Origin of the sequence: Archangium lansingense (assembly GCF_026626635.1) — a bacterium.
Taxonomy (GTDB): Bacteria; Myxococcota; Myxococcia; order Myxococcales; family Myxococcaceae; genus Archangium; species Archangium lansingense.
Genome location: NZ_JAPNKA010000001.1, coordinates 9813114 through 9827893, shown reverse-complemented (window position 1 = coordinate 9827893; position 14780 = coordinate 9813114). Strand labels below are relative to the sequence as shown.

The window sequence follows — 14780 nt, the reverse complement described above, 5'->3', positions numbered from 1 at the left end:
AGCCGCTGACCGCGGACGCAGAGAGGAGATGAACGACCCCGGCTTACGTCACGGTCGCGGCGACGGGGCGGTGATCAGATAGCTCGCTGTGGTCGAGCACGCGCAAGTCACGGAGCTCCGCGCGGTAGACCAGCAGGTGGTCGATGTCGGCGCCGCCAGTTGCGTCCTCCGCGGGGCGCGTGCGAGGCGAGCCGGGAGACAGTGCGCCCACCACCACCTCCGCGCTGAGCGCGCGTACCAGCACCTCGCGCTCGGCGTTGAAGTCACCTCCGATGCAAACGGGCGCGCTCGACGCGTGGAACAACTCCCGGAGCGTGGTGAGCTGCGCCTCGCCCTTCGGGCCCCAACTCACGTGCGTGCTGGCGACAACCAGCCCAGAGGGCAGGGTGACCGCGAGCACTCCCTTGCCGGGGTCGCCTGCGAAGGTCTGCGCACTGAGTACCGTCGAGCCTTCGGGTGCGACGACCACCAGGTGCTCGCTCAGGTCGCGCATGGGCGCACCGGGCTGCTTCTGCCTGGGCACGCGCGGGTAGGGGTGGTCGAGCACGGCCCACGTCGGCAGGTGAGCGCGCAGAGCCTCGAGTACGTCGCCGCTCACCTCCTGCAGCAGCGCGGCCCCGAAGCCGTCGACGCGCAAGGACTTCGACAGGAGGTCGACGACGCGACGCACTCGCTCGGGCTCATCGTGCCAACGATGAATGGTCGGCTCGCCGTAGTTCTCGGCGTGCACTCGGTGGAGGACGTTCCATGTCAGTACCTTCACGATGACACCTCCGTGGCCGACATTTCCCTGGCCTCTTCCGGCCCCGCCAGCAGGGGGAAGATGCTGAGCCGGCGCCAGCGGGAGGGCCCGTAGGGCCGGCATTCACCCTCGCCAGGTGTCAGTTCCCGCTTACGGCTGCGCCTTGGCGGTGGCCGCCCCCGCGGGCACCGGGAACTGCCTGCCCCACAGGCGCACCTGGGCCGCCTTGGCCGCGTTACCCTCGAAGATGAGCGTGGCCTTCACCTTGGCCGAGGGCGGAATCTCGATGGCCTCGCCAAGCTGGCCCGGAGCGCCCGCCAGCAGCGGCGTGAAGAAGCCCTCCTTGTCCACGAGCTGCGCGCCTCCCCCGTCCCGCAGGCCCAGCAGGTGAATGGGCTGGGTGGCCTTGTTCGTCACCGCCAGCACCACCTCCACGCCCTTGGGCGAGGCCGGCTTCACCTCGATGACCTGCAGCTCCGTGCTGGCGAACACCTCGTCGGGCTTGGACAGCGTCCTGGAGCCGTCCGTGCTCTCCGTGCCCTTGCGACCCTCCTCGATGCCGGTGACGACGCCGGTGCCGGCCCCCTTCGTCACCTCTACTGCCTTGCCCACCACGGCGGCTGTCACCTCCTTGGCCGTCTCGCCCTTGCAGGCGGACACGAGGAAGATGAGCGGAATGAGTCGCATACGGCGAGGCATGTGAACCTCTTTCTGGACGGACTGGCCGTCGGATGGGAAGGAAGCGATGGGGCTGGGAGACTACTTGACGCACCTGGAATTGCCCACCGCACTACCTGTTGCCGCGCTTTGGCGAGCGGCGGCTGGACGACGAGCGGCTGGTGGAGGTGGCGGGCAAGTGGACGGGGCACGTTCCTGCTCGCGGACTTCGTGCCGGGTCCCGACTTCGCCTTCATCTCCAACCTGTTCGTGTGGTCACCGGGCGTACCACGTCGACGCTGTGGAGGACGGAGGGGACGCCCGGGGACCTGACTGAGGTCGCCCTCTTCACCGGCACTGCCATCCGCGACGTGGAACCCGCGGGCAACCACCGCCTCTTCCTCCTGGTCGGGACTGGGGCGGACGATGCCGACCTGTACGTGACGGATGGGACTCCCGGAGGGGAGACCCGCCTCCGCACGCTGCACCTTCCGGGGGAGATGGTCGGGCTGGGACGCACGCTCCTCTTCAGTGCGGATGGGCCCGGGGGCGAGGGCGAGGAGCTGTGGCGGAGCAACGGGACGCCCGAGGGCACCGTGCTGGTGGAGGACATCCTTCCCGGGCCCGGCGGCTCGCGCCCGCACTTCCTCACCGTGATGGAGGGCGTGCTGTACTTCGTGGCCAACGATGGCACCCATGGTGACGAGCCGTGGCGGAGCACCGGGAGGGCCAGTGGGACGAGACTGCTGAAGGATGTCCAGCCCGGCCCCCTGGGGTCGACCCCGCTCGACCTGACGGCCATCCAGGGGACGCTCTTCTTCACCGCCGAGACGAGCGGTCACGGCCGGGAGCCGTGGCTGAGCCAGGGCACACCGGAAAGCACGCGGCAGGTAGAGGACATCGCGCCCGGTCCTGCCTCGTCCGTGGGGCTGGGGCGCTTCACGCGCTCGGGTTGGGATGTCTTCTTCTTCGCCGACGACGGGAGGACCGGCCTGGAACTGTGGGCCTTGCCTTTCCGTCCCGCGGATCGCTGTCACGACCCTCGGAGATAACATTGCAGCGGATGCGCTTCTCCGTGATGCTGTCCACGTCGAAGTCGAGGTCCTCCGGATGCTGCTCGGCGAACATCGTGTCCACACACGTGACACTCTGGAGGAGGACCTCTTCCAAGAGCACTCCTCCAGAGTGGCCAATACGCGCGGAAAGACTGACGCTTTGCCCGGGCTCGAGCTGTATCTGCTGGGAATAAGGATCACGGCGCGCGCACGGGCTATATCGACCTCACGAATCCCAACCCGGTCAACGTGAAGATCCTCGTGTCGGCGGTGCTCCCCTCCGGCTCGGTCTATACGGGCAATTACACCCGTTGCCTCATCCACGCGTGCAGCGACCCGGCGCACTCCGGCGTCCGCGTGAAGGGAAACGTGCGGTCGGAGCTCCTCTCACAGGCAACCCAGATGGGGTTTCCCCTCGACTACTACCGCGTCACCATTCCCTGAGCTGGACCGCGAGAGGCGTGTGGGTCTGGCCAGGGGTCCTGCTCAGCGGTCGCCCAGCCTGCCCGTGGGTAGCAGGAGCGATCTGGCGTTACGTCAGCACGTTACTTCGAAGAGGTGGCCATTCTCGTCGAGGAAGTAGACGCGGCCGGCGCCACCCAGCTCGACATCGTCGGAGCAACCGTTGTTCGTATCGTCGTGTCGGTTTCCGAAGGGGACGCCCAGCGTGCGGAGCCTCGTGACGATGGCGTCGAACCGCTCCTGGTCAACGCGGAAGGCGACGTGCGACGGGTCGATCTTCTCGGCGGGGTTGAACAGGACGAACGTGCCGTGCGCGAGATCGAGCCGGTACATGTCATCGTCCGCACCGTCCACGATGGGCGGCGGACCTCCGAGAATCTCGGCGAGGCGTCGCGCCGACGACTCCGTGTTTCGAGCGGCAATACCAATGTGGTCGACCTGAATCATGTGGGGTTCTCCTCCTACGGCTGGCCTGCGTGGTCCTGGCCCGACGCCGAGAGTTCTTCAACGGCTGCCCTGATGGCCTCGATGAGCGCCTTTCGCGTCGCGGGCGAGAGCGCCGCCGTTCCCGCGACGAACTCGGCGGAGCGAACCTCGCGAAAGCCCGCCAGGAACCGCTTCGCCTTCGCCGTGACGTCGATGGTCTTCCGACGGCGGTCCGCCGGGTCTTCCGTTCGGCGCACCAGCTCGAGTTTGAAGAGGCGATCCAGCATCTGGCTCACCGACGGCAACGAGAGATTCATCATCGTGGCCAGGGAGGAGGGCGTGCTGCCCGGGTTGTCCTGCGCGAAGTTCAACAGGATCGCCTGGTCGACGGTGATCCCCGCCTTGGAGAGAAACACCAGTGCGCGTCCGCGCGGGTGGGAGACGCGGTTGACGAACGCGACGAGGAGTTCTCCGAGCTCGCCCGCCTGGCTCATCGAGCCGGCTTCTTGCCTATCGGTTGCCATGGGTGAATAATTAATCCACATGAACCATCGGTCAAGACGTGCTGCACAGTGAAGGGTTGCTCGATGGCGTGGGTGTGCGGCGGCCCGGGAGCACCTCGCTCCACACGTGGAGCTGTGCGGCATCGCCGTACGCATCAGCGTCTGGGCCAACAGCCGGGCTGCTCCGCCCCCCTCTCAGGCTGGGAGCCGTTCCTCACCAGAGCCCATTTCGGAGCGAGCCCGTGTTCCGGCCCGCGAGATCCCGGAGGGTGGTGCTCTGTCCCTCGTTCATCGGCCAGTAGCCGGCGAGCCCATCCTCCTGGCCGCTCAAGGGCTGCCCCATGCCGGCCCGGAGCTCCTCGGGAGTGCGAGCGATGAGCCAGATGCGCACATCCCGGATGGACCCCTTGAAGTAGCGGTCCGCGCCATCACTCTGGGCTCCGATGGCCCAGCGGACATTGGCGGGAACGGCACCAATGGAGTCCATCGAGGAGGCCACCTTCTCGCCATTGCGATACAGACTCCACTGAATGCCGTCGTAGACCCCGGCCAGGTGGACCCACTTGTCGAGATCCTCGGGTGGCACGGGAGCCGCCACGAGATGGTCGAGCCCGTTCCACGAACCGATCTGGTACTTCCCATCCCAGATGCGCAGGAAGACCGCGCCCGGGGGATTGGTGCTGGAATCGCGGGCCACGATGTTGCGCAGACCATCGGTGGCCAGCGGCTTGACCCACGCCTCGATGGTGATCGGACCGATGAAGTCGAGAGCGTCCGGGTCCCCCAGGGACACGAAGGCATTGCTCCCGTTGAAGGTCAGACCCGGGGGCGGGCGATGCTCCAGATGCGGACATCCCGGATGTCCCCCCAGAAGAATCGCTCGGTGCCACCGCCCCGCGCGCCGATGGCCCACCGGCCAGCGACGGGAACGGACCCCGTGGGCGTGGGGGCGGAGGCCACCTTCACGCCGTTGCGATACAGGAGCCACTGCGTGCCGTCATAGACCCCGGCCAGGTGGACCCACTTGCCCAGGTCCTCGGGCGGCACGGGGGTGGACGCGACGGCCGCGTTCTCGGGCCACGAGCCCACCTGATACGCTCCGTCCAGGATGCGGAGGAAGACCTCCCCCGGGGGATTGAGCGCGTAGCCATGGGCCACGATGTCGCGCACGCCATCGATGGCCAGGGGTCTGATCCACGCCTCGAGGGTGATCGGCCCGGAGATATCGAGGTAGGCGGGCGCTCCCAGATCGACGTAACTGTTGATGCCGTTGAAGCGCAGCCTATCCGCCTCCGTGACGCCCGAGCCCCCCGTTCCAGCGTCCTGCTCCCCACCTCCGCGGGGCCATAGAGCGGCGATCAGGACGATGAGGGCCAAACCCCCCACCGCCGCCACGGGAATCCACCACGGGAGCCGCTTCTTCGGAGGAACGAAGGGGCGCGGCACCTGGAAGCCCACCGACGGACCCCTGGCGTACTGCTCGTCCGGACTGGCGACGTCCACCACGAGCGGATGGAAGGCGTGCGTCCCCTCGGGGATGTTCTGGGGGACGGAGACCTTCACGACATAGGTGTGGGTGCCGTCGACGGTGAAATCACGCTCGGCCTGGCCGTCGACGGACAGCCACTCGGGTCGGGTCTGCCCCTCCGGTTCGAGCACCACCCGGCCCCGCACCGGGGTGCCGATTGCATTCGACACCGTGAAAGAGATCTCCCCCTGCCGCGAGCCATCCAGACGAATGGACTCCGAGGCGGCGGTGATGTCGAAGCTACGGGCCATGTCTCCCTCCATCCGCTCTCACGAGAAGTGAAGTGGTGCACAGCTGCCGTCTGGCGAGGCGGGAGCCTGTCCCTGCTTCTATCGGCCGAGCTCGTGCAACCGCGCGTCACCGATCCCTAAATGCTGAGCTATTTCGTGCACCACGGTATCCGGCCGATTCCAGGGCCACGCCTTCGTATCGGCCGAGCAAGGTCGGTTCCGGAGGTATGTCCTCGACGAGAATCACGACGTTGCTCATCGCTTTCGCCAACGTGGGCGGAATGTCGTCGAGCGCCTTGCTGACGCGTTCCTCGAAACGCTGCCTGCTCATCTCGATCATTCCGAGCCCCCAGCCGTGCGTGCCACCTGCTCGGGCAACGTCGAAATTTTCCGCCATATTCCCGGTCGGCCGTGGGCGTTGGCCCGGCTTGCGGGATCGTCCGATGCCGTGTTCGGCGGAGGTTGCCGAGTTCGCGTGGTGGCCGTGGGATGGGTTTGTCTTGGCTGCCGGACCGTCGAGTGTGCCCTGGTCGGATCAGACAGGCGTGCACGGCGCTCCCCTGCCTGCTACCGCTCCCACCGGACCTTCCGGTGCGAGACTGGATGAGGCCTGCAGTTGCGCTGGGAGCAGCAGCCACTCCTTTGGCTCAACACCACGTGCTCCAACAGCACCCGGCGCCTGCCTCCACACCTCACGCTGGTGAACACGTCCCGGCGTCTCAGTTCCTGAGAGGTTTTTGGGGTTGGAGCAGGAATTGACCCCCTGGCATTAGCAAGGGACAGTTCAACTGCCTCTCAGGTCTCGCATCACCAGCCATCCCTGGAGGCATTCTTTTCAACCAGACATGTACAGGAGTAGCGGAATGCGAAACAGTGCAATGCCGTGGATGAGCAGGCTGCTGGGAGTCTGGCTCGGGGTGTTGTTGGTGAGCGGCTGTGGGCAGTCCACCAGCGCGACAGAAGCGCGGGATTCGCTCGGTTCTCTTCTGCTTGCCACGCAGGCGGGAGCCCGTCTCGCCGCAGGGGAAGAGTATTCTCTGGCGGTGCGCCCGGATGGTACCGTCTGGGCTGCGGGGCGTAACTCCCTGGGTCAGTTGGGAGATGGGACCACGCGCACCCGCCCGGCGCCGGTGCAGGTGCAAGGGCTGAGCGGGGTGGTGGCCGTGGCCGCTGGCCATGCCCACTCGCTGGCGGTGCGCTTCGATGGCACCGTGTGGGCCTGGGGCTACAATTCCTACGGTCAACTGGGGGATGGCACCACGAGCAACCGCTCCACGCCGGTGCAAGTGCCAGGACTGAGCGGGGTGGTGTCCGTGGCCACTGGCCGTTTCCACTCGCTGGCGCTGCGCTCCGATGGCACCGTGTGGGCCTGGGGCTCCAACGCCTCCGGCCAACTGGGGGATGGCACCACGAGCGATCGCACCACGCCGGTGCAAGTGACAGGGCTGAGTGCTGTCGAGTCCGTGGCCGCTGGCCATGCCCACTCGCTGGTGGTGCGCTCCGACGGAACCGTGTGGGCCTGGGGCTCCAACTTCGAGGGCCAACTGGGGGATGTCACCACGGGCATCCACTCCGTGCCTGTGCAGGTGCAAGGGCTGAGCGGGGCCGTGTCCGTGGCCGCTGGCTCTGCCCACTCGATGGCGGTGCGCTCCGACGGAACCGTGTGGGCCTGGGGGGCGAACGGTCGCGGCCAATTGGGAGAGGGGACCTGGATCTCTCACTCCGTACCGGTGCAGGTGCAAGGGCTGAGCGGGGTGGTGGCCGTAGCCGCCGGCGAGCTGCACTCCTTGGCGGTGCGCTCCGACGGTACCGCGTGGGCGTGGGGCTCCAACGACAGAGGCATCCTGGGGGATGGCACCAGGACCGAACGCACCGTGCCGGTGCAGGTGCAAGGGCTGAGCGGGGTGGTGGCCGTGGCCGCTGGCCGCTGGCACTCGCTGGCGGTGCGATCCGACGATACCCTGTGGGCCTGGGGCTCCAACTCCGAAGGCCAATTGGGGAATGGGTCCATGACCAACCCCACCACGCCGGTGCAGGTGCAAGGGCTGAGTGGAGCCGTAGCCGTGGCCGCGGGTCTTGACCACGCGTTGGCGGTGCGCTCCGACGGAACCGTGTGGGCCTGGGGCTCGAACGCCTACGGCCAGTTGGGGGAGGGGAGCACGGGCGATCACTTCGTGCCTGTGCAGGTGCAGGGGCTGAGTGGAGCCATAGCCGTGGCCGCGGGTTTTGCCCACTCGATGGCGGTGCGCTCCGACGGAACCGTGTGGGCCTGGGGCTTGAACACCTACGGCCAGTTGGGGGATGGGACCACGGGCAATCACTCCGTGCCGGTGCAGGTGCAAGGGTTGAGCGGGGTGGTTGCCGTGGCCGCGGGTTCTTCCCACTCGATGGCGGTGCGCTCCGACGGAACCGTGTGGGCCTGGGGCTTGAACGCCTTTGGCCAGTTGGGGGATGGGACCCGGAGCAGCCGCTCCTTGCCGGTGCAGGTGCAAGGGCTGAGCGGGGTGGTGGCCGTGACACTGGGCTCCATGCACTCGATGGCGGTGCGCTCCGACGGCACCCTGCGGGCTTGGGGCTTCAACAGCACGGGCCGGTTGGGCGATGGCACCACGCTCAGCCGCTCCTTGCCGGTGCAGGTGCAAGGGCTGAGCGGGGTTGTGTCCGCGGCCGCTGGTGACGCTCACTCGGTGGCGGTGCGCTCCGATGGCACCGTATGGGCCTGGGGCTTGAACGCCTCCGGCCAGTTGGGGGATGGGACCATGAGCACTCGCCGATTGCCGGTGCAGGTACAAGGGCTGAGCGGCGTCGTGGCCGTGGCCGCGGGTTTTGCCCACTCGCTGGCAGTGCGCTCGGAAGGCACCCTGTGGGGTTGGGGCTCCAATGGGTATGGTGAGTTGGGGAATGGCACGGCGGACACCTGGTCCCCGCTGGGTCAAGTGGCGGAGATGAGTGCGGTCGCAGGCATCGCTGGTCGCGATGATTACTCGATGGCTGTGCGCTCCGATGGCACTGTGTGGGCCTGGGGTTACGCCTCCAACGGTCAGCTAGGCATTGGCCTGGTTTTGAGCGTGGATACTGCCATTCGCTCCTTGCTGTATTGAGCTCGTTCCCTCACGACGAGCTCTCGTCGAGGCCGGCCAGCCGTTCGCGATGACGACGAAGCGCTGGGGCGGAGTGGAATGGAGGGGCGCAGGCGAGCGTACCGGGGCAGGCTCAGCCGGAGGCGATGGTGCTGTACGCGCTCCCCTTCGGTGGGCGAGCCGCCTGCCTCTAGAGGGCGTGGGGCTCTTCGGTGGCGTGTGAGGCCGCCTCTCTCACCCCTACGAGGGGGAACTTGAGCGGAGGTCCCCTCGATTGACCGCTCGAAAATCTCGGTCAGAATTTGGGCCCTCTGCCGTCCTTCCTGCGACGCCTCGTAGGGCCTCAGGACCGGCAGCCCGCATCAAGTCGCCAAGAACTATCCCGAGGGAGAACTGAAGATGGGGCAAGGCCTCTCCCCCTACTTGCAGCGCGTCGCTGCCAACATCCTTCCCCTCAGCCAGGACCAGGAAGACGTGGTTGAGGCGCTGAAGGAGTGGGAGTACCGGGGTGACAAGTCGGACGTTGAGGATGCCGTAGAGACCTGCCAGCTCTGCGATCACTATCCGATCCGGTACCAGTTCGAGATCGTGAACCGCTTCACGAACTACCGCTTGGACATTGGCTCTGAGTGCATCACGCGCTTCGACGTTGCGGTCATCGATGAAGAGGGCGTGCAGCAACGTGGCGCCGTGGCCGCGAAGATTGTTGCCAAGGACCGGCGCAAGCTTGAAGAGGAGTCTCGTCGACGCACCGTCCGTCGGGCGCTGGTCCAGCTCGCTAAGATGGACCAGCGTATCAATTCGAAGATGTTGGACAGCATCGCCAATGCCGCTGATGACCGTGGCCTCTCTCCGAAGCAGGCCTCGCTCGTGGTGTGGCGCCTGGATGAGAACGGTATCGAGCTTCCGCGCAGCTACTTGAAGGTCATGCTGAAAAAGGCCGCTGAGCAGGACGATCTCCTGGCCATGGAGGACTTCAAGCTCAAGCAGCTGTGGCCATGCCTCACGGCGGCTCAGCAGCGCTGGTACAGCGAGAAGAAGCCCGCGTTCGACGCAAGGCGGGCCAAGCTTGCAGCGATGAATGCGAAGCCCGGCCACCCCCCCTTAAGGAAGTGAGCGGCTGCTCGAACTCCGCGATCTCCTCGGGTGTCGCGGGTGAATACGGGAAGTGGTCGCGGGAGACCTCTTCGAGCAGGAGGCTCATGGGTGAGGGCATCGTCTCATTGGTTCAGCCAGTAGGCTTGGCCATCACGCAGGGCCCGCTCCAAGAAGTCCGAGAAGGAGGTGGCGATCTGATCGCAATACTTCGGGTCCGGCCACGCCTCGTGCCAGCCGTCGATGACGGGATAGCGGCCATTCTCCTGCCGGGCCACATCCACCAACAGGTAGTTGCCATCCTGCACGTCGCAGATGGCCCACATCGAAGCAGGGCCGTGCGCGTCGTCATCGTTCTTCTTCCCGAAGATGGCGACCCGCGCCCGGATGATCTTCGACAGGGGAAGGATGCGATAGGGGGAATCCGGCAACCGTTTGATCAGCTCCGCCCCGTTGCAGTGCAGGTAGAAGGCCCGGAGGTCAGGGTCCAGCCGCCAGCCCACCCGCTGCTCGAATTTTTCGATCTCCTCGGGTGTGGCGGGGGCATGGGGGAAGTGCGCGCGGGAGACCTCTTCGAGCAAGCTGTTCAGGGGCGTGGCCATCGTCAGTTGTCCGTGTAGGGCAGGTCAGGGCCCACTGTATTCCAGGGGGATTTGCCGTCGTAGCAAGCGGGGTACTGCTCGTTGAATATCTCGTGAACATCAGGCTCGGCGGGGATGACGTTGTTGGGGTCAACCGGATCCCCCCCGTGCTTGAGATCCCGGACGTGGTGCCCTGGCCAGGACACGTCACCTTTCTCCGGCCACGTTCCGAACTTCTCGCTCCAACCCCGCCGGAATGACTCCCTCTTCCCCTCCCACTTCTTGCGAGCGGCGCGTGTGTCCTCCTTCGACAACTCGGTGTAGTTGCAGCAGCAGTGGTAGATGCCGTAGCGGCTCCCGGCCTTGACGGGAACGGGGAGGACGACGAGGCTTCCCTCCCAATCGAACTTGAAGTCGGCCAGCCACATGCACCCCTTGAGCGTGTGGCCCTCGCTGGCGCACTCCCTCTGGCACCCGTTCATGAACTCCCGGCGACACTGCCACGGGCCGTAGAAGAGGGTCGTCTTCATCCGTCCGCCCGGCACATTCAACCAGGGCAGTTCCTTCTTCACAGCGGGCTTGGCCCCTGGTGAAGGCGAAGGGCCAGATCCTCCCGTCCCCTGGGTTGTCGCGCATCCGGTGAGGAACACCAACAGCACCACCGCTCCGGCCAGCTTCATGGGAATTCCCCGTGGTGATGGCCACCCCCTGATGGGTTGCAAGTCTGTGGGGATACCCAATGGGTCTGACACACGCCGGAGCGTCAGGACTCAGGGGAAGGTCACGTTGCCGAGGGTGACGAGACGCTTCCCGCTCTCGTCCCACAGCTTCAAGGTGAAGGGGCCCCGGGCTTCCCGGGCCGTCAGCTCCCACTCCACCACGACCACTTCCAGCTCCTCTACGCCTGGAGGGACGGGCGAGGACTGCCAGCTCACCTTCACGGGCTTGGGCTCCTGACCCTTGCCCATCAGCGCCGCTCCCTGGAGCGTCCAGGGCTGCGTGCCCTGGTTCACCAGCTTCATGGCCACGGCCACCCGCAGCACGTGCTCCTGACGAGTGGTGACGCGGCAGCTGAGGACACGCCGAAGAACGAGAGCGTTGCTCGCGGGCCGGGTGATGCCCTTCGTTATGTCCTCGGCCTTCACGCCCTGCTCGTCCACCGTTATCAACCCGCTGGCGAACAGTCCCGTGATTCCGCCCGGCCCGTGCTCCAGCCTCATCCGCTCCAAATCCTGGCCGAGCTGCTGGGACTTCTTGCGCTCCTCCTGGGTTTCCTTCTGGTAGTCCTCCACGGTGCGCTTGAGGCGGAACACGTCCACCTGCCGTGTCCCGAGCGCGGGATGTCCCACCAGTATGAAGGTGGCGCTCGTTGGAGCCGCCCCATCCGCGAAGCGCACCACCACCTTGAACCGCTCTCCAGTCTGGCGACGACAGCGAGCCTGTGGCCAGGGCCACCGTCTCCCGTTGGATGAAGAAGGCACAGACACGGGCCGGGCTGCCTGTGACCGGGGCGCTGCACATCCTGCGGCACACCTTCTGCTCGCGGCTGGCGATGCGTGGGGCTCCCGCCAAGGCCATCCAGGAGCTGGCGGGCCACGAGCGCCTCACCACCACGCAGCAGTACATGCACCTGTCTCCGGCGGCGAAGGACGCGGCCATCAGCCTGCCGGACACGGCGGGCGCCCAGCAGGCTGGAGACATGCTGGAGACGGGCTCCGCGACGCAGGGAAAGACAGGCAGGCGAGAAAAGGCGAAGGGCCCGGAACCTTGCGATTCCGGGCCCTTCTATTGGCGAGGAGTACGGGACTTGAACCCGTGGCCTCCGGCGTGACAGGCCGGCGTTCTAACCAACTGAACTAACTCCCCACGACACTGCTTGCTGCCTACCACGACTACTGCTTGGGCGGAACAGGGATTGAACCTGTGACCCTCGCCTTGTAAGGGCGACGCTCTACCGCTGAGCTATCCGCCCCTCGCTTGCGCCACCGCGTTGCGACGGGGCGGGCTTGTATCGGCCACGCCCGTCACTGTCAAGCATACGTTTCGGACGGACGAATCATTCCGATTTGTCCTGACACGAGCGTTGACCCTGGCGATTCCACCTGACAACCCTCGCCCCCGCCCGCTCCTTGAGGGAGAGGGGGCAGACACGGAGCCCACCCCTTGAACGATCGCCTCCTGCGAGCCGCCCGCCGCCAGCCCACCGACACCACCCCCGTGTGGCTCATGCGCCAGGCCGGCCGTTACCTCCCCGAGTACCGAGCCATCCGCGGCAACATCGGCTTTCTCGATCTCTGCAAGAACCCGGACCTGGCCGCAGAGGTGACCGTTCAGCCCATCACCCGGCTGGGCGTGGACGCCGCCATCATCTTCTCGGACATCCTCATCCCCGTGGAGGCCATGGGGATTGAGCTGGAGCTCGGGGACAAGGGGCCGCACTTCCCCAACCCCGTGCGCACCGCCGCCGATATCGAGCGTCTGGGCGTGCCCGACCCCGTTCAGGGCACCGGCTTCGTCGCCGAGGCCATCCGTCGCACCCGGCGCGCGCTCAATGATTCGGTGCCCGTCATCGGCTTCTGCGGCGCGCCCTTCACCCTCGCCGCGTACATGGTCGAGGGCGGCGGCTCCAAGAGCTACATCCTCATCAAGCGGCTCCTCTTCGAGCAGCCGAAGCTCGTCCACACCCTCTTTGAGAAGCTGACGAGCACGCTCATCCCCTACCTGCTCATGCAGGTGGAGGCCGGCGCGAGCATCGTTCAGATCTTCGACTCATGGGGCGGTGAGCTGTCCCCCTGGGACTACGAGCGCTTCTGCATTCCGTACCTCACGCGGATGGTGCAGGCGGTGCAGGCCAAGGGCGTGCCCGTCATCGTCTTCGGCACTGGCATGTCCAACCACCTGCCGTTGCTCAAGCGCACCGGCGCGGACGTCATCGGGCAGGACTGGCGCACGCCCATCGACGAGGCCCGGCGGGTGCTCGGTCCCGACGTGGCGGTGCAGGGCAACCTGGATCCACTCCACCTCTTCCTGCCGCGCGAGGAGCTGGAGCAGCGCGTGGTGGACATCCTGCGTCGCGCCGGGCCCGTGGGGCACATCTTCAATCTGGGCCACGGCATCCTCCCGCCCACGGATCCGGACGCCGCGAAGTTCATGGTGGATGCCGTGCACAAGCACGGTGCCGCGCTCCGCCAGGGGGTCTGATGATGTGACCCCGTGAGTCAGCCGGGGATGTCAGGGGCACCCGGTAGGGTGGTGCGGTGGGTTGGGGAAGGGGAAGGGTGCCGTGACAGATGAAGGCAGGGGCGGCGAGTACCAGCGCAGGGTGCTCGCACTTGAGCATTCAGGGTTGCTGGCGTTGTGGCAGGGCCTTCGGGCGGGTGTCTCGCCTCCCGATTGGCCCGCCGGTTCGCTGCTGGAGTACCTCGTCCTACGGGCGTTCCAGCTGGAAGGCGCTGAGGTGACCTGGCCATACCGGGTGTACCGGAACGGTGTCCTCCTGGAGCAGATCGACGGGGTGGTCTATTTCGACGGGGTGTCCTGTCTGGTAGAGTGCAAGGACATGACCAGACCCGTAGACACCCTGGCCATCGTCAAGCTGAAGTCCCAGATTCTGCGTCGGCCACGAACCACCATCGGAGCGCTGTTGTGCACGGGCGAGGTCTCGCAGGCTGCGTTCACGTTGGTGGAGATGCTGCCACCGCCAGATGTGCTGCTGTGGGAGGGCGAGGAGATCGATCAGGCCCTCCGGGGACGCCGGCTCCTCGACGGCATGCGGAGGAAGCTGCGGTATGCGGTGGAGATGGGGTTCGCGGAACAAATGCGACTGGACGGGAGTGATTTGTGATGAGTGCGTTCATCGTGACCCCGGGACTCGTGGCTGGGAAGCTCATGAGGCGTCTGGTGAACGGTCATCCCCGTCTGCGCGATCGGGGAATCCGGATCCGGGCGGTCAAGGGCAATGCAGGAGCCTCGAGAGAGGCGCGGGAAATCATCTTCTGGCAGCGGGTGCCCGTGGTCGTGGTGCTCGATGCGCACACGCTCTCTCCGGACCTGATGGCGGAGCAGTGTGGTTGGGCGCATCTGCTCCTGGAGCGGGTGGAGCCTCCGAGCGAATGGCGGGTCCTGGCCGTCGCGCCCGAGATCGCCGTGCTCCTCTTCCGGGACGAGCAATTGCTGCGCTCCGTGCTGCCAGTGAGTCCCTCGTTCGAGCAGCTCATTCGGGGCAGGTACGAGCCCAACCGGGTGCTCGCCGAGCTCTTCGCGCAGGCGGGTGAGCAGCCCTTCCCCGATGCGTTGCTGCACCGGCTCGACCAGGCGGACCTGTCCTCGCTGTGGTCCGTCGCCCCGGAGCTCCGTCCTCTGGAGGAGTTCCTCCTCGAAAAGTTGGCTGCTCAACAGCCGGGCACCGCTCCCTGAGCTGC

At 66.5% G+C, this 14780-nt stretch carries 18 protein-coding genes and 2 tRNA genes; 8 read left to right on the top strand and 12 right to left on the bottom strand.

Annotated elements, in window-relative coordinates; translation table 11 throughout:
- Positions 1-43 precede the first annotated feature (43 nt).
- Together OV287_RS39080 and OV287_RS39075 are read right to left on the bottom strand one after the other, a co-directional pair.
- Entirely contained in the window at positions 44-763 is a 720-nt protein-coding gene (locus OV287_RS39080; protein WP_267539130.1) for an endonuclease/exonuclease/phosphatase family protein, read from the bottom strand.
- A 129-nt stretch (positions 764-892) separates the two neighbouring features.
- Positions 893-1441, bottom strand: a complete 549-nt coding sequence (locus tag OV287_RS39075; RefSeq protein ID WP_267539129.1) for a hypothetical protein — start codon at positions 1439-1441, stop codon at positions 893-895.
- Positions 1442-1539: 98 nt separating this feature from the next.
- Here OV287_RS39075 and OV287_RS39070 point away from each other — a divergent pair, with 98 nt between their 5' ends.
- Together OV287_RS39070 and OV287_RS39065 are read left to right on the top strand one after the other, a co-directional pair.
- Entirely contained in the window at positions 1540-2451 is a 912-nt protein-coding gene (locus OV287_RS39070; RefSeq protein ID WP_267539128.1) for an ELWxxDGT repeat protein, read from the top strand.
- Positions 2452-2703: 252 nt separating this feature from the next.
- Positions 2704-2898 (top strand): hypothetical protein, encoded by a 195-nt coding sequence (locus tag OV287_RS39065; RefSeq protein WP_267539127.1) that lies wholly within the window; start codon positions 2704-2706, stop codon positions 2896-2898.
- 93 nt (positions 2899-2991) lie between these two features.
- Here OV287_RS39065 and OV287_RS39060 read toward each other — a convergent pair whose 3' ends face one another.
- The 5 genes from OV287_RS39060 to OV287_RS56545 all read right to left on the bottom strand — a co-directional run bounded on the left by OV287_RS39060 (position 2992) and on the right by OV287_RS56545 (position 5765).
- The gene (locus tag OV287_RS39060; RefSeq protein ID WP_267539126.1) at positions 2992-3363 is read right to left on the bottom strand and encodes a VOC family protein; all 372 of its coding nucleotides are present in this window, start codon (positions 3361-3363) and stop codon (positions 2992-2994) included.
- 14 nt (positions 3364-3377) lie between these two features.
- Entirely contained in the window at positions 3378-3836 is a 459-nt protein-coding gene (locus tag OV287_RS39055; RefSeq protein WP_267539125.1) for a MarR family winged helix-turn-helix transcriptional regulator, read from the bottom strand.
- Between the two features lie 223 nt (positions 3837-4059).
- The gene (locus OV287_RS39050) at positions 4060-4758 is read right to left on the bottom strand and encodes a LamG domain-containing protein (protein WP_267539124.1); all 699 of its coding nucleotides are present in this window, start codon (positions 4756-4758) and stop codon (positions 4060-4062) included.
- A complete protein-coding gene (locus OV287_RS39045; protein ID WP_267539123.1) occupies positions 4662-5624 on the bottom strand; it encodes a LamG domain-containing protein in 963 nt (320 codons plus the stop codon). Before OV287_RS39045 ends, OV287_RS39050 begins: the two co-directional genes overlap by 97 nt.
- A 78-nt stretch (positions 5625-5702) precedes the next feature.
- Positions 5703-5765, bottom strand: a complete 63-nt coding sequence (locus OV287_RS56545; RefSeq protein WP_373371929.1) for a hypothetical protein — start codon at positions 5763-5765, stop codon at positions 5703-5705.
- 701 nt (positions 5766-6466) lie between these two features.
- Here OV287_RS56545 and OV287_RS39035 point away from each other — a divergent pair.
- Together OV287_RS39035 and OV287_RS39030 are read left to right on the top strand one after the other, a co-directional pair.
- The gene (locus tag OV287_RS39035) at positions 6467-8704 is read left to right on the top strand and encodes an RCC1-like domain-containing protein (protein WP_267539121.1); all 2238 of its coding nucleotides are present in this window, start codon (positions 6467-6469) and stop codon (positions 8702-8704) included.
- Positions 8705-9082: 378 nt separating this feature from the next.
- Complete coding sequence (locus OV287_RS39030) at positions 9083-9799, top strand: hypothetical protein (RefSeq protein WP_267539120.1); 717 nt, start codon at positions 9083-9085, stop codon at positions 9797-9799.
- Between the two features lie 104 nt (positions 9800-9903).
- On the opposite strand, the gene OV287_RS39020 is transcribed toward OV287_RS39030, so the two are convergent.
- From OV287_RS39020 to OV287_RS39010, 3 genes are all read right to left on the bottom strand, one after another.
- A complete protein-coding gene (locus tag OV287_RS39020; RefSeq protein ID WP_267539119.1) occupies positions 9904-10380 on the bottom strand; it encodes an SMI1/KNR4 family protein in 477 nt (158 codons plus the stop codon).
- Between the two features lie 2 nt (positions 10381-10382).
- The gene (locus tag OV287_RS39015) at positions 10383-11039 is read right to left on the bottom strand and encodes a hypothetical protein (protein ID WP_267539118.1); all 657 of its coding nucleotides are present in this window, start codon (positions 11037-11039) and stop codon (positions 10383-10385) included.
- A gap of 90 nt (positions 11040-11129) precedes the next feature.
- Positions 11130-11840, bottom strand: a complete 711-nt coding sequence (locus OV287_RS39010; protein ID WP_267542497.1) for a DUF2381 family protein — start codon at positions 11838-11840, stop codon at positions 11130-11132.
- Between OV287_RS39010 and OV287_RS39005 the strand changes: the two genes are divergently transcribed.
- Positions 11828-12190: a tyrosine-type recombinase/integrase gene (locus tag OV287_RS39005; RefSeq protein ID WP_267542496.1), complete on the top strand. Its 363-nt coding sequence runs from the start codon at positions 11828-11830 to the stop codon at positions 12188-12190. The genes OV287_RS39010 and OV287_RS39005 overlap by 13 nt on opposite strands.
- On the opposite strand, the gene OV287_RS39000 is transcribed toward OV287_RS39005, so the two are convergent.
- Positions 12149-12225 (bottom strand) — tRNA-Asp (locus tag OV287_RS39000). The two genes, OV287_RS39005 and OV287_RS39000, sit on opposite strands and share 42 nt — an antisense overlap.
- A 34-nt stretch (positions 12226-12259) precedes the next feature.
- Positions 12260-12331: transfer RNA gene (locus OV287_RS38995), tRNA-Val, on the bottom strand.
- A gap of 191 nt (positions 12332-12522) precedes the next feature.
- Between OV287_RS38995 and hemE the strand changes: the two genes are divergently transcribed.
- The 3 genes from hemE to OV287_RS38980 all read left to right on the top strand — a co-directional run bounded on the left by hemE (position 12523) and on the right by OV287_RS38980 (position 14775).
- The gene (gene hemE / locus OV287_RS38990; protein WP_267539117.1) at positions 12523-13560 is read left to right on the top strand and encodes a uroporphyrinogen decarboxylase; all 1038 of its coding nucleotides are present in this window, start codon (positions 12523-12525) and stop codon (positions 13558-13560) included.
- 82 nt (positions 13561-13642) lie between these two features.
- On the top strand, positions 13643-14203 hold the full coding sequence (locus tag OV287_RS38985) for a hypothetical protein (RefSeq protein ID WP_267539116.1): 561 nt from the start codon (positions 13643-13645) through the stop codon (positions 14201-14203).
- Positions 14203-14775, top strand: a complete 573-nt coding sequence (locus OV287_RS38980) for a hypothetical protein (protein WP_267539115.1) — start codon at positions 14203-14205, stop codon at positions 14773-14775. Before OV287_RS38985 ends, OV287_RS38980 begins: the two co-directional genes overlap by 1 nt.
- Positions 14776-14780 lie beyond the last annotated feature (5 nt).

Excerpts from the sequence above, each read along its gene's own strand:
- OV287_RS39075 (WP_267539129.1), bottom strand. The coding sequence starts at position 1,441 with ATGCCTCGCCGTATGCGACTCATTCCGCTCATCTTCCTCGTGTCCGCC.
- OV287_RS39060 (WP_267539126.1), bottom strand. The coding sequence starts at position 3,363 with ATGATTCAGGTCGACCACATTGGTATTGCCGCTCGAAACACGGAGTCG.
- OV287_RS39055 (WP_267539125.1), bottom strand. The coding sequence starts at position 3,836 with ATGAGCCAGGCGGGCGAGCTCGGAGAACTCCTCGTCGCGTTCGTCAAC.
- OV287_RS39045 (WP_267539123.1), bottom strand. The coding sequence starts at position 5,624 with ATGGCCCGTAGCTTCGACATCACCGCCGCCTCGGAGTCCATTCGTCTG.
- OV287_RS39035 (WP_267539121.1), top strand. The coding sequence starts at position 6,467 with ATGCGAAACAGTGCAATGCCGTGGATGAGCAGGCTGCTGGGAGTCTGG.
- OV287_RS39030 (WP_267539120.1), top strand. The coding sequence starts at position 9,083 with ATGGGGCAAGGCCTCTCCCCCTACTTGCAGCGCGTCGCTGCCAACATC.
- OV287_RS39020 (WP_267539119.1), bottom strand. The coding sequence starts at position 10,380 with ATGGCCACGCCCCTGAACAGCTTGCTCGAAGAGGTCTCCCGCGCGCAC.
- OV287_RS39015 (WP_267539118.1), bottom strand. The coding sequence starts at position 11,039 with ATGAAGCTGGCCGGAGCGGTGGTGCTGTTGGTGTTCCTCACCGGATGC.
- OV287_RS39005 (WP_267542496.1), top strand. The coding sequence starts at position 11,828 with ATGAAGAAGGCACAGACACGGGCCGGGCTGCCTGTGACCGGGGCGCTG.
- OV287_RS38980 (WP_267539115.1), top strand. The coding sequence starts at position 14,203 with ATGAGTGCGTTCATCGTGACCCCGGGACTCGTGGCTGGGAAGCTCATG.